Raw genomic sequence first — 25904 nt, forward strand, 5'->3', positions numbered from 1 at the left:
CAAGGAAGTCGAGCACCGGCTCGTGGCCGCCGGTGTGGGCGCACGTCTCGTCTTCCAGCCCGCCGAGGAGCTCATGCCCGGTGGTGCGGAGGACGTCGTGGCCCAGGACGGACTCGTCGGGGTCGACCGCATCTTCGCGCTGCACTGCGACCCCAACCTCGACGCCGGCCAGGTGGGTCTGCGCGTCGGCGCCATCACGGCGGCGGCCGACCAGATCGAGGTCACGCTCTCGGGACGGGGCGGACACACCTCGCGCCCGCACCTGACCCAGGACCTGACGTATGCCCTCGCGAAGGTCATCACCGACGTGCCCGCCGTGCTGTCGCGTCGTCTCGACCCGCGCGCGGGCGCGGCGCTCGTCTGGGGGTCGATCCACTCCGGTGGCGCCGCCAACGTCATCCCGTCGTCCGGCAAGGTCGGCGGCACCCTCCGCATGCTCGACGCCAGCATCTGGGACGGCGTCGAGCGCCTCCTCGAGGCCGTCGTCCACGAGGTCGTCAGGCCGTATGCCGTCCAGGCCGACGTCGCGATCACCAAGGGTGTTCCCCCGGTCGTCAACGACGCCGGCTGCATCGACGCGCTCACGGCAGCGGTCACGGGCACCGGCTCGTTCGTCGCCCAGACGCCGCAGTCGCTCGGTGGCGAGGACTTCGCGTGGTACCTCACCCATGTTCAGGGTGCCATGGCCCGTCTCGGGACCCGCGCGCCCGGCGGACCGACCTACGACCTGCACCGCGGCGACCTCGTCATCGACGAGGGCGCGATCGTCGTCGGGGCGCGCACACTGGCCGGTGTGGTCTTCTCCGCAGCCGCCCAGCTGGCGGGCACATCGACCATTGCCGGGGTGGCTCCGCTGGGTGCGGTCGCGGATCGGTAACACTTCCTGCGTGTTGCCCCGAGGTGCTCAGATCTTCTCGGCCCGGGGTCTACAGTTCCGTGCATCTGGGCTGATGTCGTCGTCGGCCCGCGGAATAAGGAGCACGACTTGCGTTACGCAACCAAGGTCGCGGCCGTTGTCGCCGCCGCCTCGCTGGGGCTCGCCGCCTGTGGCAGCAGCAACTCCGGCAACACGACGTCCCCGGGCGCCTCAGGCGGTTCGACCGGCACCGGCGGCTCGCTGAAGATCGGCATGGCCTACGACGTGGGTGGTCGTGGTGACCAGTCGTTCAACGACGCCGCCGCGGCGGGCCTGGACAAGGCCAAGACCGAGCTGGGTGCCGACGTCAAGGAGGCCTCGGCGGTCAACGGTGAGTCGGAGTCCGCCCGCAAGGAGCGCCTGCAGCAGCTCATCGACGCCGGCTACAACAACATCATCGCGGTCGGCTTCGCCTACGCCAAGGCCGTCGGCGACACCGCCAAGGCCAACCCCGACGTCAAGTTCGCCATCGTCGACGACGCGTCGCCCGACTCGGCCGGACCCAACGTCGACCAGATCACCTTCGCCGAGGAGCAGGGCTCCTTCCTCGTCGGTGCTGCCGCAGCCCTCAAGACCAAGACCAACCACGTCGGCTTCATCGGTGGCGTCCAGACCGACCTCATCAAGAAGTTCGAGAAGGGCTTCGAGGCCGGCGTCAAGGCGGTCAAGCCGGACGTCAAGATCGACGTCAAGTACCTCACGCAGCCGCCGGACTTCTCCGGCTTCAACTCGGTCGACAAGGGCAAGGCCGCGGCTGACGGCATGTACCAGGGCGGCGCCGACGTCGTCTACCACGCTGCTGGCGGCTCCGGCGGCGGTGTCTTCACGGCGGCCAAGGCGGCCGGCAAGATGGCCATCGGCGTCGACTCCGACCAGGCCAAGACGGCCCCTGCCGACGTCCGCGACGTCATCATCACCTCGATGATCAAGAAGGTCGACGTCGGCGTGTTCGACTTCATCACCTCGGTGAAGAACAACACGTTCAAGGCTGGCAACAAGATCTTCGACCTCAAGGCCGGCGGCGTCGACTACTCCACGACCGGTGGCCACATCGACGACATCAAGAGCAAGCTGGACGAGTACAAGCAGAAGATCATCTCGGGCGAGATCACGGTCCCGAAGTCCTGATCATCCTGAGCCCGGACGGGGACGGCCTTGACGGTCGTCCCACCGGACGGCCCGGGCGGCGCGAGCAGCGCCGCCCGGGCCGTCGCATCTTCCAGACTTCCCCCACCCGGCACCGCGGCTTGTTAGGTTCGCGAGTGCTGGTTCAATACTCGATCGACGCCCGTGTCGAGGCGGGCCCGCATGAGGAGTGTGTGTCATCGTCAGCAACACGCCCGTGACCGGGGACAGGCCCCCGTCGGCCGTCCACCACGGAGCCCCGGCCGTCCGGCTCGAGGGCATCACGAAGCGGTTCCCGGGCGTCGTCGCCAACAAGGACATCGCGCTCACCGTCGACCGGGGCACGGTCCACGCCATCGTCGGCGAGAACGGCGCCGGCAAGTCGACGCTGATGAAGATCCTCTACGGCGTCCAGCAGCCCGACGAGGGCACGATCGAGGTGGACGGGAAGGCACTCGAGCTGCGCTCGCCGTCCGACGCCATCGCCGCCGGGATCGGCATGGTCTTCCAGCACTTCCAGCTCGCCGACAACCTCACTGTCCTCGAGAACGTCGTCCTCGGCGCCGAGAAGCTGCACGGCATCGGCGACGCAGCGCGCGCGAAGATCCGCGAGATCGCCGACGCCTACGGGCTCGAGGTGCCGCCCGACACGCTCGTCGCCGACCTCGGCGTGGGAGCTCGCCAGCGCATCGAGATCCTCAAGGTCCTCTACCGCGGGGCGCGGATCATCATCCTCGACGAGCCGACCGCGGTCCTCGTGCCGCAGGAGGTCGACGAGCTCTTCGACAACCTGCGTGAGCTGAAGTCCGAGGGCCTGACCGTCATGTTCATCTCGCACAAGCTCGACGAGGTGCTCAAGGTCGCCGACGCCATCACGGTGATCCGTCGCGGCACGACCGTCGCCGAGGTCGACCCGGCCGGTGTGACGGCGCGCCAGCTCGCCGAGCTGATGGTCGGCTCCGAGCTGCCGTCGCCGTCGACCGAGGAGTCGACGGTCACACAGACCCCGATGCTGACGATCGAGGACACGTCGCTCGCCGACCCGGCGGGCGGCCGTGCGCTGCTCGAGGACATCGGCCTCACCATCCACGCCGGCGAGATCGTCGGCATCGCGGGCGTCGAGGGCAACGGCCAGGCCGAGCTCGTCGAGGTCATCATGGGCATGCGCGAGCCCTCGAGCGGCCGCATCCTGCTCGGCGACGTCGACATCTCCGACTGGCAGGTCCGCGAGATCCGCGAGGCCGGCATCGGCTACATCCCCGAGGACCGGCACCGCCACGGCCTGCTCCTCGAGGCCCCGCTCTGGGAGAACGTCATCCTCGGCCACCAGACCGAGGCCATCAACGTCACCGGCCCGGGCCACGTCCTCGTCAACGCGGGCGCGGCCAAGCGCGAGACGGAGACGATCGTCGACGAGTTCGACGTGCGCACCCCCTCGATCAACGTGACATCGGGCTCGCTGTCCGGCGGTAACCAGCAGAAGCTCATCATCGGCCGCGAGATGCGCCGCAACCCGCGCGTCCTCGTCGCCGCGCACCCGACCCGCGGCGTCGACGTCGGCGCGCAGGCGGCGATCTGGGACCACATCAAGGCCGCCCGCCGCAACGGACTGGGAGTCCTGCTCATCTCGGCCGACCTCGAGGAGCTCGTCGGCCTGTCCGACACGATCCGCGTCATCCTGCGAGGCAAGCTGTCCGGTGAGTTCGACCCGGACGTCGTGACGCGCGAGGAGCTCGGCGCCGCCATGACCGGGGCGCAGTCCGCGTCCGCCGACGACGATGCCCGCACCGGCGACGATGCCGGCACCGACGAGGAGAAGACCCGATGAGCACCCGCTTCGACGCCCGCCGCATCGTCATGGCGATCGCGGCGCCGCTGCTGTCGATCGTCGTGGCCGTCGTGGTGACGAGCATCATCCTGTTCGTCGCCGGCGACCCGGTCGGTGCGGTTTGGGCCCAGCTGTTCAAGGCACCGCTGCCGCGTCAGGTCGTCGCGATCGTCAATGCCGCATCGGTCTACTACCTGTCGGCGATCGCCGTGGCCATCGGCTTCCGGATGAACCTCTTCAACATCGGTGTCGACGGCCAGTACCGCGTCGCCTCGTTCGCGGCGGCCCTCTTCGCGGGCCAGGGCTGGCTGCCCGGCTGGCTCAACATCATCGTGGCGCTCTTCGTCGCGATGGTCTCCGGAGCCCTCTGGGCCGGGATCGCCGGCGTGCTCAAGGTGACGCGCGGCGTCTCCGAGGTCATCTCCACGATCATGCTCAACGCGATCGCCACCTTCCTCGTGGCCTTCCTGCTGGGCAAGACCGCCGAGAAGGTCCAGGGCAGCAACGCGACCAACACGAAGCCGCTGCCGCAGGACTCCCGGGTCCCCGGCATCTCGGTCGACGGCATCATCGCGACGCCGAGCAAGATGTACGGCCTCATCCTGCTCGCCATCCTCGTCGGCGTCCTCTACTGGTTCGTCATCAACAAGACGCGGTTCGGCTTCGACCTGCGCGCGACCGGCCGGTCCGAGTCGGCGGCCGTCGCGAGCGGCGTCAAGGTCAAGCGGATGGTCCTCCTGTCGATGCTCATCTCCGGTGCCGCGGCCGGGCTCGTCGGCATGCCGCTGCTCTTCGGGCAGGACTACGTCTACGGCGACACCGTCCAGGCCGGTCTCGGCTTCGCCGGCATCGCCATTGCCCTGCTCGGTCGCAACAACCCCATCGGCATCGCCTTCGCCGCGCTGCTGTTCGCCTACCTCGACGCCCAGGGCAACGGCCTGCAGATCACCGCTGGAGTCAGTGACCGGCTCGTGCTGGTCATCCAGGGAGTCATCGTGCTGTCCGTCGTCATCGCCTACGAGGTCGTCCGCCGCGCGAACGTCCGCCTGGAGCAGCGGCGTGTCGCCAGCGAGCTCGCCCGGCAAGCCGGCGCACCGACGGAAGGAGCGGTGGCATGAGCGCCTCCGTCATGACCGAGACCGCCCCGGCCACGCCGCCGGCAGCAAGTCGCGGGGGTCGACCCCGGTGGTTCTGGGCCGCGATCGTCGTGGGCGGCCTCGTCGTCCTCTCGACGGTCCGCGTCCTCACCGGCGCCAACGACATCGACTCCTCGGGTGCCCTCATGGCTGCCATCGGTCTGGCCGTGCCCATCGGCCTCGCCGGTCTCGGTGGCCTCTGGAGCGAGCGGGCCGGCGTCGTCAACATCGGCCTCGAGGGCATGATGATCCTGGGCACGTGGGGTGGCGCGTTCTTCGGCTACCACTACGGCCCGTGGGCCGGCATCCTCGGGGCGATCCTCACGGGCGTCGTCGGTGGCGCCGTCCATGCCCTTGCCACCGTGGTCTTCGGTGTCGACCACATCGTCTCCGGTGTGGCGATCAACCTCCTCGGCCTCGGCGCCGGCGCCTACCTCGCGGTCCGCACGTTCACCGGCCTGCCGGGAGGTGGCCCCACGCAGTCGCCGCCCCTGGAGCAGCTGCCGTTCCTGTCCGTGCCCGGGGTCTCCGACCCGCTGCAGACCCTCGAGCAGAAGCACTGGTGGCTCGTGTCCGACCTCGCGGCCGTGCTGCGTGCGGTCACGACCAACCTCAACGTCCTGACGGTCATCGCGGTGCTGCTGCTCGTGGTGACGTGGTGGGTGCTGTGGCGCACGGCCTTCGGCCTGCGGCTGCGCTCGTGCGGTGAGTCGCCGGTGGCGGCCGAGACGCTCGGTGTCAACGTCTACCGCTACAAGTTCCTGGCCGTCCTCATCTCGGGCGGTCTCGCGGGGCTGGCGGGGGGCTTCCTCGTCCTCGTCGCCAGCAACCTCTACCGCGAGGGCCAGACCGGTGGTCGGGGCTTCATCGGCCTCGCCGCGATGATCTTCGGCAACTGGCGCCCGGGCGGGCTCGCGGGCGGCGCGGCCCTCTTCGGCTACACCGACGCGGTGCAGCTGCGCGGCGGTGGCGACGTGGTCCACGCCTACCTCCTGCCGATCGCCATCGGCCTGGCCGCGTGGGGGATCTGGCAGCTCGTGCGGCGTCGTCGGGGCAAGTCCTTCACCGGCGTGCCCATGGTGGTGATGGGTGTCGCGGCCATGGCCTGGTTCCTGGCGTCTCCCAGCGTCCCCAACGAGTTCACCGGCATGACGCCCTACGTCGCGACGCTGCTCGTCCTCGCCTTCGCCTCACAACGACTGCGTATGCCGGCCGCCGACGGTGCCGTGTATCGCAAGGGTGAGGCGTCGTGACCGATCCGGCACCCGTCGACTGGGAGGCCTTGCGCGTGCGGGCCGTCGAGCTCATGGAGCGGGCCTACGCGCCGTACTCCCGGTTCCGGGTCGGCGTGGCCGGGCTCGTCGACGACGGCCGCGTGGTGGGCGGCTGCAACGTCGAGAACGCCGCCTACGGCGTAGCTCTCTGCGCGGAGTGCGGCATGGTGTCCGAGCTCCACGCGACCGGCGGAGGGCGGCTGACGGCCGTCTTCTGCGTCGGCTCCGACGGCAAGGCGCTGATGCCTTGCGGTCGGTGCCGTCAGCTCCTGTGGGAGAACGGCGGCCCGGAGTGCCTGCTCATGACGCCCGAAGGGGTGCTGCCCATGTCGTCGGTGCTGCCGCAGGCCTTCGGCGTCGACGATCTGACACACGGGGGCTCACGGCTGTGAACGGCCGGCGCCCCCGTGTCCCCCGACAGACCCGCGTGGCCGAGTGAGGAGATTCCCGTGAGCGAAGCCTTCGATGCCGTCGACGTCATATCCGCCAAGCGTGACCGGGAGGAGCTCTCGGACGCGCAGATCGACTGGGTCATCGACGCCTACACCCGGGGCGCCGTCGCCGAGGAGCAGATGTCCGCTCTGGCGATGGCGATCTACCTCAACGGGATGAACGCGCGCGAGATCGCCCGGTGGGCCGACGCGATGATCCGCTCGGGGGAGCGGCTCGACTTCTCGGGCCTGTCACGCCCCACGAGCGACAAGCACTCGACCGGGGGAGTGGGCGACAAGATCACCCTGCCCCTGGCACCGATCGTCGCCGCGTGCGGCGTGGCGGTGCCCCAGCTCTCGGGCCGCGGGCTGGGGCACACCGGCGGCACGCTCGACAAGCTCGAGTCGATCCCGGGGTGGCGCGCCGACCTGACGAACGAGCAGATGCTGCACCAGCTCGAGGACGTCGGGGCCGTCATCTGCGCGGCCGGCACGGGTCTGGCCCCCGCCGACAAGAAGCTGTATGCGTTGCGTGACGTCACGGGGACCGTGTCGTGCGTGCCGCTCATCGCCACCTCGATCATGAGCAAGAAGATCGCCGAGGGCACCCGCTCGCTCGTCCTCGACGTCAAGGTCGGGTCCGGGGCGTTCATGAAGCAGCTGGACCAGGCGCGCGAGCTCGCCGAGACGATGGTCCGTCTCGGCACGGACGCCGGCGTGCACACGGTCGCGTTGCTGACCAACATGGAAACCCCCCTCGGGCTCACCGCGGGGAACGCCCTCGAGGTGCGCGAGTCGGTCGAGGTCCTGGCCGGCGGGGGACCCGGCGACGTCGTCGAGCTCACCCTGGCGCTCGCGCGCGAGATGGTCGCCGGAGCGGGGCGCTCCGACATCGACCCGGCGGACGTCATCGCGGACGGTCGGGCCATGGACGTCTGGCGGCGGATGATCCGCGCCCAGGGGGGAGACCCCGACGCAGAGCTGCCGACGGCTAAGGAGACGCACCACGTGCTTGCCCCCGCCGACGGAGTGCTCGTCCAGCTGGACGCTCTCGCGGTGGGCGTGGCCGCGTGGCGCCTCGGGGCCGGTCGCGCCCGCAAGGAGGACCCGGTCCAGGCCGGCGCCGGCGTGGAACTGCACCACAAGCCGGGTGCGACCGTGCGCGGGGGAGAGCCGCTGATGACCCTGCACACCGACGAACCCGAGCGCTTCGCCCGCGCTCTCGAGGCTCTCGAGGGCGGCTTCACGATCGCCCCGGAGGGTTCGCGTCCGGACCTGCCCCCGATCGTCATCGACCGCGTGTCCTGACGCGTCGGTCCCCGGGTGCGCAAAGGCCGCGATCTGTGCGGTTTCCGCAGGTCAGAGGCCCAATCGGGGCCGGGCGCTGGGCCGGGGAGGGGCGGATTTGTGTTTCTCCGGAGGGGCGGGTTAGTGTTCTCTTCGTCAGCCCGACAGGGAGGAACGGACGCCACCGCGAGCGAGTGATCGTGAGCGAAGTTGGCCGGTCCCGGGGTTGGCCATCATGGTTCAGAGCAGTCCGGTTCGTCCGGTAGGGTTCTGAATCGCCCCGGTGTGGCGCTCGACCTGGTCGAGCAGCTCGTTGGGGTGGCTGAGGTGCTCCGGTTGATCCGGTAGGCTTCGGTGAGCAGGACCGCTGAGACCAGGCGGGTTGGATCCGGTCGTCCCTGTGGGGCGGTTCGCGGGTTTGACTGGTTGAGGTGTGGCGGGTAAGTTTGAAGGGTTGCCCCGGAGGCTGGCTCACTGAGTTGGTTGATGGTGTGTGTCCGATTCTTGAGAACTCAACAGCGTGTCAAAAATCGATGCCAATTACCTCGTCTCGGGGCTGGGCCGGTTGCCGTTCTGGTGATGGGTCTGGTTTTGGGCGAATTATCCTTTGGTTGAAACTGAATGATCAACTCTTTTTGAGCTGGTTGTTCGACTTCAGTCGGGTTTTCGAGCCCTTCATGGGTTCAAAKTTTGCTCGCGGCGCCTTTTTGGGGCGTGTGTGGGTGTTTGAACATCAACGGAGAGTTTGATCCTGGCTCAGGACGAACGCTGGCGGCGTGCTTAACACATGCAAGTCGAACGGTGACGATCAAGCTTGCTTGGTCTGATCAGTGGCGAACGGGTGAGTAACACGTGAGTAACCTGCCCCAGACTCTGGGATAACCCCGGGAAACCGGAGCTAATACCGGATATGACACCAACGGGCATCCGTATGGTGTGGAAAGTTTTTCGGTCTGGGATGGACTCGCGGCCTATCAGCTTGTTGGTGAGGTAGTGGCTCACCAAGGCGACGACGGGTAGCCGGCCTGAGAGGGCGACCGGCCACACTGGGACTGAGACACGGCCCAGACTCCTACGGGAGGCAGCAGTGGGGAATATTGCACAATGGGCGAAAGCCTGATGCAGCGACGCCGCGTGAGGGATGACGGCCTTCGGGTTGTAAACCTCTTTCAGCAGGGAAGAAGCGCAAGTGACGGTACCTGCAGAAGAAGCACCGGCTAACTACGTGCCAGCAGCCGCGGTAATACGTAGGGTGCGAGCGTTGTCCGGAATTATTGGGCGTAAAGAGCTTGTAGGTGGTTTGTCGCGTCTGCTGTGAAAATCCGAGGCTCAACCTCGGACTTGCAGTGGGTACGGGCAGACTAGAGTGTGGTAGGGGAGACTGGAATTCCTGGTGTAGCGGTGGAATGCGCAGATATCAGGAGGAACACCGATGGCGAAGGCAGGTCTCTGGGCCATTACTGACACTGAGAAGCGAAAGCATGGGGAGCGAACAGGATTAGATACCCTGGTAGTCCATGCCGTAAACGTTGGGAACTAGGTGTGGGTCTCATTCCACGAGATCCGTGCCGCAGCTAACGCATTAAGTTCCCCGCCTGGGGAGTACGGCCGCAAGGCTAAAACTCAAAGGAATTGACGGGGGCCCGCACAAGCGGCGGAGCATGCGGATTAATTCGATGCAACGCGAAGAACCTTACCAAGGCTTGACATACACCGGAATCACTCAGAGATGGGTGCGTCTTCGGACTGGTGTACAGGTGGTGCATGGTTGTCGTCAGCTCGTGTCGTGAGATGTTGGGTTAAGTCCCGCAACGAGCGCAACCCTCGTTCTATGTTGCCAGCACGTCATGGTGGGGACTCATAGGAGACTGCCGGGGTCAACTCGGAGGAAGGTGGGGATGACGTCAAATCATCATGCCCCTTATGTCTTGGGCTTCACGCATGCTACAATGGCCGGTACAAAGGGCTGCGAAACCGCGAGGTGGAGCGAATCCCAAAAAACCGGTCTCAGTTCGGATTGGGGTCTGCAACTCGACCCCATGAAGTCGGAGTCGCTAGTAATCGCAGATCAGCAACGCTGCGGTGAATACGTTCCCGGGCCTTGTACACACCGCCCGTCAAGTCACGAAAGTCGGTAACACCCGAAGCCGGTGGCCCAACCCTTGTGGGGGGAGCCGTCGAAGGTGGGACTGGCGATTGGGACTAAGTCGTAACAAGGTAGCCGTACCGGAAGGTGCGGCTGGATCACCTCCTTTCTAAGGAGCATCTCCACCGCCGGCTCCGCTGGTGGTGGCAGAGCCCGGTCTGTCCCCGAGTGTGGGGCAGCGGGTGCTCAAGGGTGGAACATCGATTAGTTGGCGCCGACCTGGTCACCGACCCTCAAGTACAAGCTGGTCCTCCTTTCGTGGGGGGATCGCAGTGGAACGAGGTGGTGGTTCCGGGGATGGTGCCTGACACGTTGTTGGGTCCTGAAGGATCGGACGACGCAGTGCCGGGCCTGCTCCTGAGGGAGTGGGTCTGGTGGTGTGCCGGCTGGTTTCTTCTGGTCGTGGGCCCTACCGATCATGCGAGGTTCTCGTGTGGGGTGTGGGGTGCCGGTTGTATTTTGAGAACTTCACAGTGGACGCGAGCATCTTTGTAGTGTTCAAGTTTTTAAGGGCACACGGTGGATGCCTTGGCACCAGGAACCGAAGAAGGACGTAGGAATCTGCGATAAGCCTCGGGTAGTCGATAACCAGACTGTGATCCGAGGATTTCCGAATGGGGAAACCCGGCTGGAGGCAAGTCCAGTCACCCGCACCTGAATATATAGGGTGTGTGGAGGGAACGTGGGGAAGTGAAACATCTCAGTACCCACAGGAAGAGAAAACAACATGTGATTCCGTGAGTAGTGGCGAGCGAAAGCGGATGAGGCTAAACCGGGCGTGTGTGATAGCTGTCAGGCGTTGCACGTCCGGGGTCGTGGGACCCGCCAGTTGGCTCTGACAGGCCAGCAGGGAGTAAGAAATCTGCGTCATAGTCGAAGAGCATTGAAAGGCTCGGCATAGAGGGTGCGACCCCCGTAGACGAAATGGTGTGGACTCCCGGTGGATTTCCCAAGTAGCACGGGGCCCGAGAAATCCCGTGTGAATCTGGCAGGACCACCTGCTAAGCCTAAATATTCCCTGGTGACCGATAGCGGACAAGTACCGTGAGGGAAAGGTGAAAAGTACCCCGGGAGGGGAGTGAAATAGATCCTGAAACCGTGTGCCTACAATCCGTTGGAGCCTCCCGCCGTTGGGCGTGTGGGGTGACAGCGTGCCTTTTGAAGAATGAGCCTGCGAGTTAGTGCTCAGTGGCGAGGTTAACCCGTGTGGGGAAGCCGTAGCGAAAGCGAGTCCGAATAGGGCGTTTGAGTCGCTGGGTCTAGACCCGAAGCGGAGTGATCTACCCATGGCCAGGTTGAAGCGCAGGTAAGACTGCGTGGAGGACCGAACCCACTTAGGTTGAAAACTGAGGGGATGAGCTGTGGGTAGGGGTGAAAGGCCAATCAAACTCCGTGATAGCTGGTTCTCCCCGAAATGCATTTAGGTGCAGCGTCACGTGTTTCTTGCCGGAGGTAGAGCTACTGGATAGCTAATGGGCCTCACCAGGTTACTGACGTTAGCCAAACTCCGAATGCCGGTAAGTGAGAGCGTGGCAGTGAGACTGCGGGGGATAAGCTCCGTAGTCGAGAGGGAAACAGCCCAGATCACCAGCTAAGGTCCCTAAGCGTGTGCTAAGTGGGAAAGGATGTGGAGTTGCTGTGACAACCAGGAGGTTGGCTTAGAAGCAGCCACCCTTTAAAGAGTGCGTAATAGCTCACTGGTCAAGTGATTCCGCGCCGACAATGTAGCGGGGCTCAAGCACACCACCGAAGCTGTGGCATTGACATATTTGCTCGGCACCGACACCTGCGGGTTCGGTGTCCAGGCGTGTTGATGGGTAGGGGAGCGTCGTGTGGCCAGGGAAGCGGCGGTGTGAACCAGCCGTGGAGGCCACACGAGTGAGAATGCAGGCATGAGTAGCGAATGACGGGCGAGAAACCCGTCCGCCGAATAACCAAGGGTTCCAGGGTCAAGCTAATCTGCCCTGGGTAAGTCGGGACCTAAGGCGAGGCCGACAGGCGTAGTCGATGGACATCCGGTTGATATTCCGGAACCGGCGAAGAACCGCCCATGACGAACCGTGTGATGCTAAGTGCCTGAAGCACGCCCACCGGACCTTCGGGTCCAACGGGCGTGTGGAGCGCACGACCCGATCTCGTAGTAGTCAAGCGATGGAGTGACGCAGGAAGGTAGCCTCCGCGTGGCGATGGTTGTCCACGTCCAAGGGTGTAGGGCGCGATCCAGGCAAATCCGGATCGCTGCATTCGATTGCAAGCCTGAGACCTGATAGTGACCGCGAATGCGGGAAGAGGGTGATCCTATGCTGCCGAGAAAAACTTCTAGCGAGGTTCGAGCCGCCCGTACCCCAAACCGACTCAGGTGGTTAGGTAGAGAATACCAAGGCGATCGAGTGAATCGTGGTTAAGGAATTCGGCAAAATACCCCCGTAACTTCGGGAGAAGGGGGGCCCTGATCGTGACGACACTTGCTGTCTGAGCGTGATCGGCCGCAGAGACCAGGGAGAAGCGACTGTTTACTAAAAACACAGGTCCGTGCCAAGTCGCAAGACGATGTATACGGACTGACGCCTGCCCGGTGCTGGAACGTTAAGGGGACCGGTTAGCCTCACGGCGAAGCTGAGAACTTAAGCGCCAGTAAACGGCGGTGGTAACTATAACCATCCTAAGGTAGCGAAATTCCTTGTCGGGTAAGTTCCGACCTGCACGAATGGCGTAACGACTTCTCCACTGTCTCAACCACGAACTCGGCGAAATTGCACTACGAGTAAAGATGCTCGTTACGCGCAGCAGGACGGAAAGACCCCGGGACCTTTACTACAGCTTGGTATTGGTGTTCGGTACGGCTTGTGTAGGATAGGTGGGAGACTGTGAAGCTGTCACGTCAGTGATGGTGGAGTCAACGTTGAAATACCACTCTGGTCGTTCTGGATATCTAACCTCGGTCCGTGATCCGGATCAGGGACAGTGCCTGGTGGGTAGTTTAACTGGGGCGGTTGCCTCCTAAAAGGTAACGGAGGCGCCCAAAGGTTCCCTCAGCCTGGTTGGTAATCAGGTTTCGAGTGTAAGTGCACAAGGGAGCTTGACTGTGAGACAGACATGTCGAGCAGGGACGAAAGTCGGGACTAGTGATCCGGCGGTGGCTTGTGGAAGCGCCGTCGCTCAACGGATAAAAGGTACCCCGGGGATAACAGGCTGATCTTGCCCAAGAGTCCATATCGACGGCATGGTTTGGCACCTCGATGTCGGCTCGTCGCATCCTGGGGCTGGAGTAGGTCCCAAGGGTTGGGCTGTTCGCCCATTAAAGCGGTACGCGAGCTGGGTTTAGAACGTCGTGAGACAGTTCGGTCCCTATCCGCTGTGCGCGTAGGAAACTTGAGAAAGGCTGTCCCTAGTACGAGAGGACCGGGATGGACGAACCTCTGGTGTGTCAGTTGTTCTGCCAAGAGCACCGCTGATTAGCTACGTTCGGAAGTGATAACCGCTGAAAGCATCTAAGCGGGAAGCACGTTTCAAGATGAGGTTTCCAGGCCCGCGAGGGCGAGAGGCTCCCAGCTAGACTACTGGGTTGATAGGCCGGATGTGGAAGCACAGCAATGTGTGGAGCTGACCGGTACTAATAAGCCGATAACTTGACTTACAAAGATGCTACGCGTCCACTGTGCGGTTCCCGAGATACAAACGGGAACCGCGAACCACCACACGCTACGACCGTGYCGTGGTTCGCGCCCACTGAATTGATATCTCCATAGAGTTTCGGCTGTCATAGCGAAGGGGAAACGCCCGGCTCCATTCCGAACCCGGAAGCTAAGCCCTTCAGCGCCGATGGTACTGCACTGGTGACGGTGTGGGAGAGTAGGACGCAGCCGGACACACTTTCAGACAACCCCGCCGGGTAACCGGCGGGGTTGTCGCCTTTCCAGACCCTTTTCCCTCGGCCTCTGTCTGGGTCTAGGGTTGGGATCGTGCCTGAACTCATCCCCTCTCCGACCCGTATCCCCGTTCCTGGCGGCAAGGTCATCGACGAGCACGTCGGCGCCGTCAACACCCCCGACGCCGGCCTGCAGGCCTCGGTGTCGGTCGCCCGCATGGTTGCACCCGCCGGCTGGTCCGAGCCCTTCCAGACGCCCGAGTTCGACGAGGTCACGCTCGTGCTCGCCGGAACGGTGGTCGTCGACCACGACGGTGGCGCGCTCGAGGTGACCGCCGGACAGTCGGTCATCACCCGCGGGGGAGAGCGCATCCGCTACTCGTGCGGCCCCGAGGGCGCGGAGTACGTCGCGGTCTGCCTCCCGGCCTTCAGCCCGCACACCGTGCACCGCGACGAGGACGATGAGGCCGACGAGGACACCGCCGGAACGGAAGCGTGAGCCAGCCCATGAGCCTGGACGACCTTCGCCAGGCACCCAAGGTGCTGCTGCACGACCACCTCGACGGCGGCCTGCGTCCGCAGACCATCATCGAGCTGGCTGCCGACTCCGGCTACGACGCCCTTCCCGCGTCCGAGGCCGAAGCACTCGGCACGTGGTTCCGGGAGAGCGCCGACTCCGGCTCCCTCCCGCGCTACCTCGAGACGTTCGACCACACCCTGGCCGTCATGCAGACCCGCGACGGCCTCTACCGCGTGGCGAGCGAATGCGCGCAGGACCTCGCCGCCGATGGCGTCGTCTACGCCGAGAGCCGCTACGCCCCAGAGCAGCACCTGACGCGTGGCCTGACGCTCGAGGGCGTCGTCGAGGCGGTCAACGCCGGCCTGCGCGACGGCGAGGCCAAGGCCGCAGCCGCCGGCCACCCCATCCGGGTGACGTCCCTGCTGACGGCCATGCGGCACGCCGCCAAGTCCACCGAGATCGCCGAGCTCGCGATCCGCTACCGCGACGAGGGGGTCTCGGGCTTCGACATCGCCGGGGCCGAGGCGGGCTACCCGCCCACCCGTCACCTCGACGGGTTCGAGTACCTTCGTCGCGAGAACTTCCACTTCACCATCCACGCGGGCGAGGCCTTCGGCCTTCCGTCGATCTGGGAAGCCATCCAGTGGTGCGGCGCGGACCGGCTGGGGCACGGCGTGCGGATCGTCGATGACATCACCATCGACGGCTCGCCCTTCGCCGAGTGGGTCGAGGGCAACCAGGACGACCCTGCAGCGCTGACGTCGCTGGAGCTCAGCCGGGTTCGACTGGGTCGACTGGCGGCCTACGTCCGGGACAAGCGCATCCCCCTGGAGATGTGCCCGAGCAGCAACCTGCAGACCTCGGCGGCCCCGTCCATCGCGCTGCACCCGATCACCCTGCTGGGCCGCCTGCGGTTCCGCGTCACCCTCAACACCGACAACCGCCTCATGAGCGGCACGTCGATGACGAGGGAGGCCACGCTCCTGCGCGACGAGGCCGACTGGACCCTCGAGGACCTGCGCTGGGTGACGATCAACGCGATGAAGTCGGCCTTCATCCCCTTCGACGAGCGTCTCGAGCTCATCGACGGCGTCATCAAGCCGGGGTATGCCGCCCTCGGCTACTGACGCACCCGCCCGTCACCCGAGCGCCGCTGCGATCGCGGCCTCGACGTGCAGGCGGGTCGTCGGGAAGACGGGCACCGCCGAGTCCGTCTGGTCGACGAGGAGCTCGATCTCCGTGCAGCCGAGGATGATCCCCTCCGCGCCGGCGGCCACCAGTCGTCCGATCACCTGGCGGTAGGCCTGCCGGGACTCCTCGGTGACGATGCCGAGGCACAGCTCGTCGTAGATGACCCGGTGGACCAGAGCGCGGTCGTCGGCCTCGGGGACGATGACCGTGAGCCCGTGGCCGGCGAGACGGTCACGTAGGAACGGCTGTTCCATCGTGTATGCCGTCGCGAGCAGGCCCACGCGACCGACTGCCGCCGCCCGCACCGCGGCTGCAGTCACGTCGCCGATGTGCAGCAGCGGGATCGTGACCGCAGCCTCGATGGCGGGAGCCACCCGGTGCATCGTGTTGGTGCAGAGGACGAGCAGCTCGGCCCCGCCGGCCTCGAGCCCGGCCGCGGCACTGGCGAGCAGCACGCCGGCCTCGTCCCACCGGTCCTCGGCCTGCAGGCGCTCGATCTCGGCGAAGTCGACGGAGTGGAGCAGCAACCGGGCGGAGGCCAGCCCGCCCATACGGTCACGCACGAGCTCGTTGGCGAGGCGGTAGTACTCCGCACTCGACTCCCAGCTCATGCCACCGAGCAAACCGACGAGCTTCACGGCGTGCTGCCCGCCCGCAGCAGGGCCCCGAGCTCGGCCTCGGCCTGGCGCGGGTGGATGCACCGTGCCCCGTCCGCCTCGGCCTCGGCGACGACGTGGAGCTCGTCGCGCCACAGGGCGAGTCCGCGGCGCACCAGGATGTGCGGCGGTTTGCGTCGCTCGGACAGGTCGCGCACGAAGCGGCGCAGCGCCGTCAGGGTGCGGTTCTGCCGCACGCACAGGGCGTCGGCGAGCAGCCCCTCACGACCGAGCGGTTCCACGAGCCGGCCGGCGAAGAGCCCCTCGGCGAGGACGTAGTCGCTGGGGCGCGCCTCGAGCACGTGCCGGCCCGTCACCGCGGACGCGCCGATGTCGTAGACGGGGACCTCGACGCGGCCGTCGTCGACGAGCCGGCGGAGGGCGTCGACCGCGGACTCCGTGTCCCAGGAGTCGGGGTGGTCCCAGTCGGGGATGCCCAGGGGAGAGCGCGGCAGCCTCGGGTCGTGGTCCTCGCGGTAGAAGTCGTCCAGGCGGACGACGGGCCACCCGTGCGCGGCACTGAGCCGAGCGGAAAGGCGGCTCTTGCCGGCCCCGCTGGGACCGGTCAGGAGGATGGCGCGGCGCCGCCCGTGAACGCCGGGCCGGTGGTCGGCCGACGCCTCGTCCCCGCCCACCGGTTCAGAGACCCTTGGGGTGCCAGACGGTCTTCGTCTCGACGAAGGCGCGGATGCGGGACAGACCCGGGTCGGCGGTCCAGTCGGGCTCGACCGCCTCGCCGTCCTGCACGGTCGGGCGCAGGACGCGCTTGAGGTTGCCTGCCGCGTCCGCCTCGAGGGCAGCCCAGTCGACCCCCTCGGCGCCGGCGACACCGGTCAGGTCGATCGCGTTGACGTCGCGGTGCGAGGCGAGCCACGAGGCAACCTCGGCGGTGCGCGCCGTGATGAGGTTGACGACGCCACCCGGGACGTCGGACGTCGCGAGCACCTCGCCGAAGGTGATGGCCGGCAGCGGGCGGTCGGCCGACGTGACGACGACCGCGGTGTTGCCCGTGGCGATGACGGGGGCCACGACCGAGACGAGACCGAGCAGTGAGGAGGCCTGCGGCGCAAGCACGCCGACGACTCCGGTCGGCTCGGGCGCCGAGACGTTGAAGTAGGGCCCGGCGACCGGGTTGAGGTTGCCGAGCACCTGGGCGATCTTGTCGGTCCACCCGGCGTACCAGACGACGCGGTCGACCGCGGCGTCGACGACGGCGGAGGCCGCGCGGGCCGTGAGGCCCTCGCCGGCGCTGATCTCGTCGACGAACTGGGCCCGGCGCCCCTCGAGCACCTCGGCCACGCGGTAGAGCACCTGGCCGCGGTTGAACGCCGTCGCTCCCGCCCAGCCCGAGTAGGCGCCACGCGCGGCGACGACCGCGTCGCGCACGTCCTTGCGCGAGCCCATCGAGGCGTTGGCGAGGAACTGCCCGGAGGCCGAGACGACCTCGTAGGAGCGGCCGGACTCGCTGCGGGGGAACTTCCCGCCGATGTAGAGCTTGTAGGTCTTGCGCACGTCGAGGCGGCTCATCGGGTGGCTCCCGTCAGGGTCGCAGGTGCAGTGGTCACGTAGGCCTCCAGCCCGTGCCGACCGCCCTCGCGGCCGTACCCGGACTCCTTGTAGCCGCCGAAGGGCGAGCTGGGGTCGAAGCGGTTGAAGGTGTTGGCCCAGACGACGCCGGCCTTGAGCTGGTCGGCCATCCAGAGGATGCGCGAGCCCTTCTCGGTCCAGACCCCCGCCGAGAGGCCGTATGCCGTGTTGTTCGCCTTGGCGACCGCCTCCTGCGGCGTGCGGAAGGTGAGCACGGTCAGGACCGGCCCGAAGATCTCCTCCGTCGCGACCCGGTGGGTCTGCGAGACGCCGGTGAGCAGCGTCGGGGGGTACCAGAAGCCCTTGGTCGGCAGCGTGCAGGCCGGGCTCCAGCGCTCGGCGCCCTCGGCGACGCCCGCGTCGACGAGGGCCGTGATGCGGTCGAGCTGCTCGCGCGAGTTGATCGCGCCGAGGTCGCTGTTCTTGTCGAGCGGGTCGCCGACGCGCAGCGTCTCGAGCCGTCGCTTCAGCTTGGCGATGACCTGGTCGTGGACGTTCTCCTGCACGAGCAGGCGCGACCCGGCGCAGCAGACCTGGCCCTGGTTGAAGAAGATGCCGCCGACGATGCCCTCGACGGCCTGCTCGATGGGGGCGTCGTCGAAGATGATGTTCGCGGCCTTGCCGCCGAGCTCGAGGGTGGCCTTCTTGGCCGTGCCGGCGATCGACCGGGCGATGGTCTTGCCCACCTCGGTCGAGCCCGTGAAGGCGATCTTGTCGACGTCCGGGTGCTCGACGAGCGCCTGGCCCGTGCGGCCGTCGCCGGTGACGATGTTGACGACACCGGCGGGCAGCTCGGCCTGCTGGCAGACCTCGGCGAAGAGCAGGGCGCTCAGCGGTGTGGTCTCGGCCGGCTTGAGCACGACGGTGTTGCCGGTGGCCAGGGCCGGTGCGACCTTCCACGCGAGCATGAGCAGCGGGAAGTTCCACGGGATGATCTGCCCGACGACGCCGTGCGCGCGGGCGGGGGCGCTCCCGGGAGTGGAGAGGCCGGCATACTCCAGCTTGTCGGCCCAGCCCGCGTGGTAGAAGAAGTGCGCGGCGGCCGTGGGGACGTCGAAGTCGCGGGTCTCCTTGATCGGCTTGCCGTTGTCGAGCGACTCGAGCACGGCGAACTCGCGGGCGCGCTCCTGCAGGATGCGGGCGATGCGGAAGAGGTACTTGCTCCGCTCAGCGCCGCTCATCCGGCCCCAGACGCCGTCGTAGGCGCGCCGGGCGGCGGTGACGGCCTTGTCGACGTCCTCGGGGCCGGCCTGGCTCACCTCGGCGAGGACCGTCTCGTCCGCGGGGTTGATCGTCGGGAAGGTCGCCTCGGGGCGCGTGAACGCGCCGTCGATGAAGAGGCCGTAGGACTTCTCGATCGTGACGATGGCGCGCGACTCCGGCGCGGGGGCGTACTCGAACTTCGGCATCAGGGTGTCTTTCGTGGGCGCGGTCGTGTGAGGCGCGGTGGTCAGTCGATCGTCACGTAGTCGGCGCCGGAGTAGGCACCCGTGGTGAGCTTCTGGCGCTGCAGGAGGAGGTCGTTGAGCAGGCTCGAGGCCCCGAAGCGGAACCACTCGGGCGAGAGCCAGTCGTCGCCGGCGATCTCGTTGACCATGACGAGGTACTTGATGGCGTCCTTGGTGGTCTTGATGCCGCCGGCCGGCTTGACCCCGACCTGGCTGCCCGTGAGGTCGCGCCAGTCGCGCACGGCCTCGAGCATGATCAGGGTGACGGGCAGCGTGGCCGCCGGCTGGATCTTGCCGGTGGACGTCTTGATGAAGTCGGCGCCCGCGAGCATCGAGAGGTAGGACGCGCGGCGGACGTTGTCGTAGGTGACGAGCTCGCCGGTCTCCATGATGACCTTGAGGTGGGCGGCGCCGCAGGCGGCCTTGACCTCGGCGATCTGGTTGAAGACCGTGAGGTGGTCGCCCGAGAGGAACGCGCCCCGGTCGATGACCATGTCGATCTCGTCGGCGCCGGCCTCGACGGCGTCGCGGGTGTCGGCGAGCTTGACGGCCATGCTCGCGCGGCCCGACGGGAAGGCCGTCGCGACCGCTGCCACGTGGATGCCGCTGTCGCCGAGGGCCGCCTTCGCGGTGGCGACCATGTCGCCGTAGACGCAGACCGCGGCGGGCCGGGGCGTCGTCGGGTCGAGCGGGTCGGGCACGCGGGCCTTGGCGCACAGCGAGCGCACCTTGCCGACGGTGTCGGAGCCCTCGAGCGTGGTCAGGTCGATCATCCCGATGGCGGTGTCGATGGCCCAGGCCTTGCTCGTCGTCTTGACCGAGCGGGTGCCGAGCGCGGCGGCCCGCGCCTCGCAGCCGACCTGGTCGACACCGGGCAGGCCGTGCAGCCACGAGGTCAGGGCATGGTTGGTCAGGCGTGACACCCCGAGGACGTCCCGCGCCTGGGCGGTGAGGTCCTGCGCGGTGCGCGTCGTGGTGCTAACTGTCACCACCGGAGTCTATCCGCCTGGTGAGACGGGCCGTGACGCGTGAGAGAGTCTCACCGTGAGTCCCGAAGTGCCCCAGCCGCCCGCCGAGCCCCCCGTCCGTCAGCCGGAGCTGCGCGACGCGCGGACGCTGCGTCCCGGGTCCGCGGTCGTCGTCGGCGTGCTCGGCGGTCTCGCCGGACTCGCCCTGCTCGTCCCGGCCCTGCTCACCGCGCCGCGCAGCTGGACCCTCATCTCGACCGTCGTGCTCGCCCTCGTGCTGATCTGGCTCTTCGTCGTCCGGCCCTGCGCCGTCATCCACGCCGAGGGGATCCGCATCGTCAACCCGCTGCGCGTCGTCGACGTGACGTGGCCGGCCATCACCGAGGTCCGCTCGCGCTGGGCGCTCGAGCTCGTCGTCGACGGCCGGCGCTACACCGCGTGGGGGGTTCCGGCCGATCCCGGTCGCCCGAGGCACGGTCGCGGCCTGCTGACGCTCGGGGCCAACAAGGTCCGCGGCAAGGGGACCACGGAGACACCGGCGACCTCGAAGGTCGAGGCGCAGGCGGTCGCCGCCGAGGTCGAGGAGCGCATCGGTGCCGATCGTCGGCGCAAGGACGGCCGCACCCCTCGCATCGCCCACCAGACGTGGGACCCGGTGGCCGTCGGCCTGCTGCTGGCCGCCACCGCCTTCTTCGTCATCGGGACCTTCGTCGTCTGACCTCGCCACCCGCGCACCCCGACGTCAGGGGCGTACGCGGGTGGGCCCCCCTCAGAGGGACGTCAGGGCTTCGAAGTCGGCGCGGACGCGGGCGAGACGGGTCTCGGCCACCGCGCGTGACTCCGCGAGCGTGGCTGCCGTCGCGACGGGCTCGATGACCTCGAGGTAGACCTTGACCTTGGGCTCGGTGCCGCTCGGACGGACGATGACCCGGGAGCGGTCGGCGAGGTGGTAGCGCAGTCCCTCGGTGGGCGGCAGTCCGCCGTCGCCGCGGCTGAGGTCGTCGGTGCGGGTGACCTCGACGCCGGCCACGGTCGTCGGCGGCTCGGCCCGCAGGCGCGCCATGAGCGTCTCCGTCTGGGCGAGGTCCGACACGCGCACGGAGAAGGAGTCGGTGGCGTGCACACCGTGCTCGACGTAGAGCTCGTCGAGCAGGTCGGTGAGGGTGCGCCCGTCGGCCTTGAGCGTGGCCGCGAGCTCGGCGAGCAGCAGGGCGGCGCTGACGCCGTCCTTGTCGCGGACGATCTGCGGTGCGACGCAGTAGCCGAGGGCCTCCTCGTAGCCGTAGCGCAGGCGGTCGACCCGCGAGATCCACTTGAAGCCGGTCAGGGTCTCCTCGTGGCGTAGTCCGGCCGCCTTGGCGATCGAGGCGAGCAGGCGCGAGGACACGATCGAGTTGGCGAAGACGTCGCGTCGCGAGACGCCCCGTCGCACGATGTGGGCCCCGAGCAGCGCGCCGACCTCGTCGCCCCGCAGCATCCGCCAGTCCCCGAGGGCCGGGTCCAGGACCGCTGCCGCGCACCGGTCGGCGTCGGGGTCGTTGGCGATGACGAGGTCGCACCCCACCGCACGGGCGCGGGCGAGCGCGAGGTCGATGGCGCCCTTCTCCTCGGGGTTGGGGAAGGCGACGGTCGGGAAGTCCGGGTCGGGCACCGCCTGCTCGTCCACGACGACCGGAGCCGGGAATCCGGCCTGGACGAAGGCGGTGTGCACCGTTGTGTGACCGACCCCGTGCAGGCTGGTGTGGACCGTGCGCAGGTCGCGGGGCGACGCGGGGTCGACGACGCTGACGACGGCGTCGACGTAGTGCTCGACGAGGTCGTCGCCCAGCGTCTTCCAGCCGTCCGATGCGCGCGGCACGTCGGCCACCCGCTCCACCCGCGCGATGTGGGCGGCGATCTGGCTGTCCGCCGGCGGCACGATCTGGCTGCCGTCCCCGAGGTAGACCTTGTAGCCGTTGTCCTGCGGCGGGTTGTGGCTCGCGGTGACCATGACGCCGGCGTCGGCGCCGAGGTGGCGGATGGCGAAGGCGAGGACGGGCGTCGGCAGCGGTTGGGGGAGCAGCAGCGCCCGACCCCCGGCGGCCACGACGACGGCCGCGGTGTCGCGGGCGAAGACGTCGGAGTTGTAGCGCGCGTCGAAGCCGATGACGACCGTGGGCGACTCCTCGACCCGGCCCTCGTCCTTGAGGTATGCCGTGAGGCCGGCTGCCGCTCGGATGACGACGCTGCGGTTCATCCGGTTGGGGCCGGCGCCGAGCGCCCCCCGCAGCCCGGCCGTGCCGAACTCGAGCAGGCCCGACATGCGGTCGGCGAGGTCGGCGGCCGCCACCTCGTCGCCGTCCGAGGCCCGGGCGAGGACGCCGTCGAGCTCGGCTCGCGTCGTCGGGTCGGGGTCGTCGTCGCGCCAGGCCCGCGCGGCGGCATACAACGTCTCGGCGGTGTCGGGAGTGGTCATCAGAGGCGACCCACGACGTCGGCGAGCAGGCGCCCGCAGCGTTCGGCCGCGGCCTGACCCGCCTCGAGCACCTCGGCGTGGCTGAGCGGCTGGTCGGAGATCCCGGCCGCGAGGTTGGTCACGAGCGAGATGCCGAGGACGTCGAGACCGCTCTGGCGGGCTGCGATGGCCTCGAGCGTCGTCGACATGCCGACGAGGTCGCCGCCGATGACCTTCGCCATCTGCACTTCGGCCGGCGTCTCGTAGTGCGGCCCGCGGAACTGGACGTAGACGCCCTCGTCGAGGTCTCCGTCCACCTCTCGCGCGAGGTCGCGCAGGCGCGGCGTGTAGAGGTCGGTGAGGTCGACGAAGTTGGCGCCCTCGATGGGGGAGTGCGCCGTGAGGTTGATGTGGTCGCGGATGAGGACCGGGGTGCCGGGGCTCCACGCCGGGTTGAGGCCGCCGCAGCCGTTGGTGAGCACGATGGTGGAGCACCCCGCGGCCTTGGCCGTGCGGACCCCGTGGACGACGGCGCGTACGCCGCGGCCCTCGTAGAAGTGGGTGCGGGTGCCGAAGACGAGGGCGCGCCGCCCGGTGTCACCGATGGCGACCGAGCGCATGCTGCCCGAGTGGCCCGCGACCGCGGCCGCGTGGAAGCCCGGGACGTCGGCGTTCTCGACGGTCGCGAGGGTCTCGCCGATGAGGTCGGCCGTCTGGCCCCACCCCGAGCCGAGCACGAGCGCGACGTCGTGGTGGGCGACGCCGGTGCGCTCCGCGATGACGGCGGCGGCGTCGGCGGCGACGTCGAAGGGGTCGGTGTCGGGGTCACTGAGATCACGGTGGGAACGGGTCACGCTCAGGACTCTAGCGAGGTCGTCCGCCCCCGGGCACGAATCCCGGGCGGCCCCCGGGGCCCGGTCGGCGCCGCCCCCGGGGATGGTTGGATGGACCCCGTGATCACGCGCGAGACGTCGGTTGTCATCATCGGCGGCGGCCCCGGAGGCTACGAGGCGGCCCTCGTCGCCGCCCAGCTCGGAGCCCAGGTCACCGTCGTCGAGAAGGACGGCCTCGGCGGGGCAGCCGTGCTCACCGACTGCGTGCCGAGCAAGGCCCTCATCGCCACCGCCGACTACATGTCCGACTTCCGGACGGCGTCCCACCTCGGCGTGCGGCTGCAGGACGACGACGGCGACGAGGTCTCCGACGCGGTCGCCCAGCCGCACACCGTCAACGGCCGGATCCTCGAGCTCGCCGCCGCGCAGAGCGCCGACATCCAGGGCAGCCTCGAGCAGGTCGGCGTCACGGTGCTGCGCGGCACGGCCCGGATCGCGGGACGCGAGCGTGTCGTCACCGAGCTCGCGGACGGCACGACGCGCGAGCTGCCCGCCCACGTCGTCCTCCTCGCCACCGGCGCCGCACCGCGGGTCATGGACACGATGCGCCCAGACGGCGAGCGGATCCTGACCTGGCAGCAGATCTACTCCCTCGACGAGCTGCCCGAGCGCGTCGTCGTCATCGGGTCCGGCGTCACCGGCGCCGAGCTCGCCCAGGCCTACCTCGGCCTCGGCTCGCAGGTCGTCCTCGTGTCGTCCCGCGACCGGGTGCTGCCGGGTGAGGACGCGGACGCCGCCACGGTCATCGAGGACGTCTTCCGCAAGCGCGGCATGGAGGTGCTCAACAAGTCGCGAGCCGCCTCGGTCGAGCGCACCGCCGACGGCGTCGTCGTCACCCTCGTCGACGGGCGCACCGTCGAGGGCTCACACGCCCTGCTCGCCGTCGGGTCGGTGCCCAACACGGCGGGACTTGGCCTCGAGGAGGCCGGTGTCGAGCTCAGCCCCTCCGGGCACATCCAGGTCGACCGGGTCTCCCGCACGAGCGCCCCCGGGGTGTATGCCGCCGGCGACTGCACGGGCGTGCTGCCTCTGGCGTCCGTGGCGGCCATGCAGGGACGCATCGCGATGTGGCACGCCCTCGGCGACGCCGTGTCACCCCTCAACGTGCGGGGGGTCGCCGCCAACGTCTTCACCGAGCCCGAGATCGCGACCGTCGGCATCAGCCAGAACGCCGCCGACGCGTCACCCGACGTGGAGTCCGTGACGCTGCCGCTCGGCCGCAACCCGCGCGCCAAGATGCAGGGCATCTCCGAGGGCTTCGTCAAGCTGTTCTGCCGCAAGGGCTACGGCGCGGTGCTCGGCGGCGTCGTCGTGGCTCCCAAGGCGTCCGAGTTGATCTACCCCGTCGCGCTCGCCGTGCAGAACCGGCTCAGCGTCGACCAGGTGTCGAGCACCATCACGGTCTACCCGTCGCTGTCCGGCTCGATCGCCGAGGCGGCGCGCCAGCTGCACCAGTCCGACTGATCAGCCGGGCTCATCCGTCGACGGCGGCCGGTCGCGCTCCTCGCGCTCGAGCTCGGCGAGGCGGTCCTCCTCGGCCCAGCGCTCGCGGCGGCGGCGGGACACCGACTCGCGGAGCTTCTTCTGCAGCGGGTAGAAGATCGCGCCCAGGATGACGAGGATGACGAGGTTCGTCGCGGAGAAGACGGGCGGGGCGGTCGTCGCGGCCTGGAGGGTGGCAAGCACATGAGAAGTGTGCCAGAGGCGTAGCGTCGGGCCTGTGACGGCGTCGTCGTCTCGTCAGGGTCGCCGCCCCCATCATGGGACGGTGGTCCTGAGCAGGTCGGACCGTGGAGGCACACGCAGTGAGCGACTGGATCCAGAAGGCCAAGGACTTCGTCAAGGGCCATCCCGAGCAGGCTCAGCAGGGACTCGACAAGGCCGAGGAGCTCATCAACGAGCGCACCGGGGGCAAGTACTCCGACAAGATCGACCAGGGCAGCGACAAGCTGAAGGAGACGCTCGGCCTGCCGTCCGACGCCGATGCCGACGGCACGATCCCGCCGGCTGCTCCGGAGCCGCCCGTGCCTCCCACGCCGCCGGGCACCCCGCAGCCGCCGGCCACACCGCAGCCGGTCCCGACGCCAGGGCCGGTCCCGTCGCCGGAGCCCGGCCCCGGACCCGTCGAGCCGATGCCTCCGGTCGACCCGAACGATCCCGCCCCGGTCGACCCGCACCTGCCCGGCGGTCCAGGCC

Annotated in this window: 20 protein-coding genes and 3 rRNA genes; 15 read left to right on the forward strand and 8 right to left on the reverse strand. The window is 68.1% G+C overall.

The window, feature by feature from the left end:
- The 12 genes from AC1DP0_RS02380 to AC1DP0_RS02435 form a co-directional block, all read left to right on the forward strand.
- On the forward strand, positions 1-877 hold an 877-nt coding region (locus tag AC1DP0_RS02380; RefSeq protein WP_478082297.1), incomplete at its 5' end, for an amidohydrolase.
- Between the two features lie 108 nt (positions 878-985).
- Entirely contained in the window at positions 986-2044 is a 1059-nt protein-coding gene (locus AC1DP0_RS02385) for a BMP family lipoprotein (RefSeq protein ID WP_478082298.1), read from the forward strand.
- A gap of 214 nt (positions 2045-2258) precedes the next feature.
- Positions 2259-3869 (forward strand): ABC transporter ATP-binding protein, encoded by a 1611-nt coding sequence (locus tag AC1DP0_RS02390; RefSeq protein WP_478082299.1) that lies wholly within the window; start codon positions 2259-2261, stop codon positions 3867-3869.
- Entirely contained in the window at positions 3866-4987 is a 1122-nt protein-coding gene (locus AC1DP0_RS02395) for an ABC transporter permease (RefSeq protein ID WP_478082300.1), read from the forward strand. Before AC1DP0_RS02390 ends, AC1DP0_RS02395 begins: the two co-directional genes overlap by 4 nt.
- On the forward strand, positions 4984-6258 hold the full coding sequence (locus AC1DP0_RS02400) for an ABC transporter permease (protein ID WP_478082301.1): 1275 nt from the start codon (positions 4984-4986) through the stop codon (positions 6256-6258). Before AC1DP0_RS02395 ends, AC1DP0_RS02400 begins: the two co-directional genes overlap by 4 nt.
- Complete coding sequence (locus tag AC1DP0_RS02405; protein ID WP_478082302.1) at positions 6255-6671, forward strand: cytidine deaminase; 417 nt, start codon at positions 6255-6257, stop codon at positions 6669-6671. The genes AC1DP0_RS02400 and AC1DP0_RS02405 overlap by 4 nt, the downstream gene beginning before the upstream one ends.
- A gap of 57 nt (positions 6672-6728) precedes the next feature.
- Complete coding sequence (locus AC1DP0_RS02410; RefSeq protein WP_478082303.1) at positions 6729-8018, forward strand: thymidine phosphorylase; 1290 nt, start codon at positions 6729-6731, stop codon at positions 8016-8018.
- A 712-nt stretch (positions 8019-8730) separates the two neighbouring features.
- Positions 8731-10252, forward strand: a 16S ribosomal RNA gene (locus AC1DP0_RS02415).
- Between the two features lie 387 nt (positions 10253-10639).
- Positions 10640-13780, forward strand: a 23S ribosomal RNA gene (locus AC1DP0_RS02420).
- 115 nt (positions 13781-13895) lie between these two features.
- A 5S ribosomal RNA gene (rrf, locus tag AC1DP0_RS02425) occupies positions 13896-14012 on the forward strand.
- Together the 16S, 23S and 5S rRNA genes form the textbook arrangement of a ribosomal RNA operon.
- A gap of 93 nt (positions 14013-14105) precedes the next feature.
- Entirely contained in the window at positions 14106-14510 is a 405-nt protein-coding gene (locus tag AC1DP0_RS02430; RefSeq protein ID WP_478082304.1) for a cupin domain-containing protein, read from the forward strand.
- Between the two features lie 8 nt (positions 14511-14518).
- Entirely contained in the window at positions 14519-15658 is a 1140-nt protein-coding gene (locus tag AC1DP0_RS02435) for an adenosine deaminase (protein ID WP_478082305.1), read from the forward strand.
- A gap of 12 nt (positions 15659-15670) precedes the next feature.
- On the opposite strand, the gene AC1DP0_RS02440 is transcribed toward AC1DP0_RS02435, so the two are convergent.
- The 5 genes from AC1DP0_RS02440 to deoC are packed head-to-tail and all read right to left on the reverse strand — an operon-like array spanning position 15671 to position 20402.
- Positions 15671-16360 carry an aspartate/glutamate racemase family protein gene (locus AC1DP0_RS02440; RefSeq protein ID WP_478082306.1) on the reverse strand — a complete coding sequence of 230 codons (690 nt, stop codon included), beginning with the start codon at positions 16358-16360 and terminating at the stop codon, positions 15671-15673.
- The gene (locus AC1DP0_RS02445) at positions 16357-17013 is read right to left on the reverse strand and encodes a uridine kinase family protein (protein WP_478082307.1); all 657 of its coding nucleotides are present in this window, start codon (positions 17011-17013) and stop codon (positions 16357-16359) included. The genes AC1DP0_RS02440 and AC1DP0_RS02445 overlap by 4 nt, the downstream gene beginning before the upstream one ends.
- A gap of 4 nt (positions 17014-17017) precedes the next feature.
- On the reverse strand, positions 17018-17905 hold the full coding sequence (locus tag AC1DP0_RS02450) for an aldehyde dehydrogenase family protein (protein ID WP_478082308.1): 888 nt from the start codon (positions 17903-17905) through the stop codon (positions 17018-17020).
- A complete protein-coding gene (locus AC1DP0_RS02455; protein WP_478082309.1) occupies positions 17902-19374 on the reverse strand; it encodes an aldehyde dehydrogenase family protein in 1473 nt (490 codons plus the stop codon). The genes AC1DP0_RS02450 and AC1DP0_RS02455 overlap by 4 nt, the downstream gene beginning before the upstream one ends.
- Positions 19375-19415: 41 nt before the next feature.
- A complete protein-coding gene (gene deoC / locus AC1DP0_RS02460) occupies positions 19416-20402 on the reverse strand; it encodes a deoxyribose-phosphate aldolase (protein WP_478082310.1) in 987 nt (328 codons plus the stop codon).
- Between the two features lie 55 nt (positions 20403-20457).
- On the opposite strand from deoC, the gene AC1DP0_RS02465 reads away from it, so the two are divergent.
- The gene (locus tag AC1DP0_RS02465) at positions 20458-21099 is read left to right on the forward strand and encodes a PH domain-containing protein (protein WP_478082311.1); all 642 of its coding nucleotides are present in this window, start codon (positions 20458-20460) and stop codon (positions 21097-21099) included.
- Positions 21100-21150: 51 nt separating this feature from the next.
- Here AC1DP0_RS02465 and AC1DP0_RS02470 read toward each other — a convergent pair whose 3' ends face one another.
- Both AC1DP0_RS02470 and AC1DP0_RS02475 read right to left on the reverse strand, forming a co-directional pair.
- Complete coding sequence (locus AC1DP0_RS02470) at positions 21151-22836, reverse strand: phospho-sugar mutase (RefSeq protein WP_478082312.1); 1686 nt, start codon at positions 22834-22836, stop codon at positions 21151-21153.
- Positions 22836-23669, reverse strand: coding sequence for a purine-nucleoside phosphorylase (locus tag AC1DP0_RS02475; protein WP_478082313.1), 834 nt, complete (start codon positions 23667-23669; stop codon positions 22836-22838). The genes AC1DP0_RS02470 and AC1DP0_RS02475 overlap by 1 nt, the downstream gene beginning before the upstream one ends.
- Before the next feature lie 90 nt (positions 23670-23759).
- Between AC1DP0_RS02475 and AC1DP0_RS02480 the strand changes: the two genes are divergently transcribed.
- Positions 23760-25172 (forward strand): NAD(P)H-quinone dehydrogenase, encoded by a 1413-nt coding sequence (locus AC1DP0_RS02480; RefSeq protein ID WP_478082314.1) that lies wholly within the window; start codon positions 23760-23762, stop codon positions 25170-25172.
- On the opposite strand, the gene AC1DP0_RS02485 is transcribed toward AC1DP0_RS02480, so the two are convergent.
- The gene (locus tag AC1DP0_RS02485; protein ID WP_478082315.1) at positions 25173-25394 is read right to left on the reverse strand and encodes a hypothetical protein; all 222 of its coding nucleotides are present in this window, start codon (positions 25392-25394) and stop codon (positions 25173-25175) included.
- A 119-nt stretch (positions 25395-25513) separates the two neighbouring features.
- Here AC1DP0_RS02485 and AC1DP0_RS02490 point away from each other — a divergent pair.
- Positions 25514-25904: antitoxin (locus tag AC1DP0_RS02490; RefSeq protein ID WP_478082316.1), on the forward strand; the 391-nt coding region annotated here is incomplete at its 3' end.

The sequence above is a fragment of the Terrabacter sp. P5_B1 genome (assembly GCF_056400505.1).

Excerpts from the sequence above, each read along its gene's own strand:
- AC1DP0_RS02395 (WP_478082300.1), top strand. The coding sequence starts at position 3,866 with ATGAGCACCCGCTTCGACGCCCGCCGCATCGTCATGGCGATCGCGGCG.
- AC1DP0_RS02400 (WP_478082301.1), top strand. The coding sequence starts at position 4,984 with ATGAGCGCCTCCGTCATGACCGAGACCGCCCCGGCCACGCCGCCGGCA.
- AC1DP0_RS02435 (WP_478082305.1), top strand. The coding sequence starts at position 14,519 with ATGAGCCTGGACGACCTTCGCCAGGCACCCAAGGTGCTGCTGCACGAC.
- AC1DP0_RS02450 (WP_478082308.1), bottom strand. The coding sequence starts at position 17,905 with ATGAGCCGCCTCGACGTGCGCAAGACCTACAAGCTCTACATCGGCGGG.
- AC1DP0_RS02455 (WP_478082309.1), bottom strand. The coding sequence starts at position 19,374 with ATGCCGAAGTTCGAGTACGCCCCCGCGCCGGAGTCGCGCGCCATCGTC.
- AC1DP0_RS02470 (WP_478082312.1), bottom strand. The coding sequence starts at position 22,836 with ATGACCACTCCCGACACCGCCGAGACGTTGTATGCCGCCGCGCGGGCC.
- AC1DP0_RS02480 (WP_478082314.1), top strand. The coding sequence starts at position 23,760 with ATGGACCCCGTGATCACGCGCGAGACGTCGGTTGTCATCATCGGCGGC.